Here is a 1,423-nt window from a genome sequence, read left to right on the forward strand (position 1 = left end):
GAGGGCGAAGAGCCCGAGCGCAACCGCCAGCGGCCGCGCAAACTTGAGATTAGCTTGCATTGTTGTTTACTCCTTAAGCCACAAGACACGAGGCTTTTTATGTTCATGAATGCCCCCGGCCCGTCCGGGGGGATAAACGGGCCTGGCGTTCAACGGTTCCAAATGTCGTGCTGAAATACGGCTGAAGCGAACCTGAACTTGGGTAATTCCCTGGCGCGAATGAGGCCAAAAGGTGACGTTGCATCTTCGCAACAGCGAATGTCAGCACGCTAGTCATGTTGCGCTGCACACCGCTTGGTTCAAGGGATTCGGGGACATATATTGCATTATGAAGCTTCCGCAATCCGGGTCGGCAGCGTGCGTACGGGCCGCTTCGCCACATTCCTGCCCCAGGTAGAAATGGCATTTAACGCTTGGCCCGTCATATTGTGCCGGCTGCCCGGAATCGTGAAGCCGATAGAGGATTGACGACATGAAAGAAGCCTTTGGCGTGGTGCTGGTGACGGGTGGAGCGAAAAGGATCGGCAAGGCGATCGTCGAGGACCTTGCCGCGCACGGCTTTGCCGTGGCCATCCATGCCAATCGTTCCGGAGCCGAGGCCGAGGCGCTGGCCAGCCGCATCAGGAACCAGGGCGGCCGTGCCGCCGTGCTCGTCGCCGACCTCACCGATATGAAAGCCGTCGGCGATCTCGTCGGCCGCTCCGAAGCTGCCCTTGGCCCGGTCACGCTGCTCGTCAACAACGCCTCCTTGTTCGTCGACGACCGTGTCGAGGATTTCGACTGGCAGGCCTGGGACCGCCACTTCGCCATTCATCTGAAGACGCCGGCGCTGCTGGCGCAGAACTTTGCTCGCGCCTTGCCGGAAGGCGCGGAGGGACTGATCGTCAACGTCATCGACCAGCGTGTCTGGCGGCCGACGCCGCGCTATTTCTCTTACGCGCTGGCGAAATCGGCCCTTTGGACGCAGACCCAGATGCTGGCACAGGCGCTGGGGCCGCGCATTCGCGTCAACGCCATCGGCCCCGGCCCGACACTGAAGAACAAGCGCCAGGACGACGATGATTTCGGCAGGCAGGTCGAAGGGCTGATTCTGAAGCGCGGCCCGCAATTGCCGGAATTCGGCGCCACCATCCGCTATCTTTGGAAAGCGCGCTCCGTCACCGGCCAGATGATCGCGCTCGACGGCGGCCAGCATCTTGCATGGCAGACGCCCGATGTGACAGGCATGGTGGAATGAGTCCTGCCCATAAACACAGCCCCCTCGGCGCCGCCGATGATTTGCCGCCCGATCTCGACATCGAGGACGAGGCGTCGGAGGAAATCGTCGAGCCGGAGGCGGTTGCCGCCGGTCCCGACGTCGCTTTCACCGCGATCGACTGGACGCCGCATGCCGGCGACGCCGACGGCATGGTCGGCGCCGAGG

The 1,423-nt window shown here is 62.5% G+C and carries 2 protein-coding genes; both read left to right on the plus strand.

The genetic code is table 11. The features are described 5' to 3' along the window. Window positions 1–472 precede the first annotated feature (472 nt). Window positions 473–1,237: an SDR family oxidoreductase gene (locus EOA60_RS32830; protein ID WP_128312613.1), complete on the plus strand. Its 765-nt coding sequence runs from the start codon at window positions 473–475 to the stop codon at window positions 1,235–1,237. Continuing rightward, a partial coding sequence (locus tag EOA60_RS32835; RefSeq protein ID WP_164899765.1) for a hypothetical protein occupies window positions 1,234–1,423 on the plus strand: 190 nt, incomplete at its 3' end. The genes EOA60_RS32830 and EOA60_RS32835, both read left to right, overlap by 4 nt.

The organism is Mesorhizobium sp. M1A.F.Ca.IN.020.06.1.1, assembly GCF_004023265.1.
Classification (GTDB): Bacteria; Pseudomonadota; Alphaproteobacteria; order Rhizobiales; family Rhizobiaceae; genus Mesorhizobium.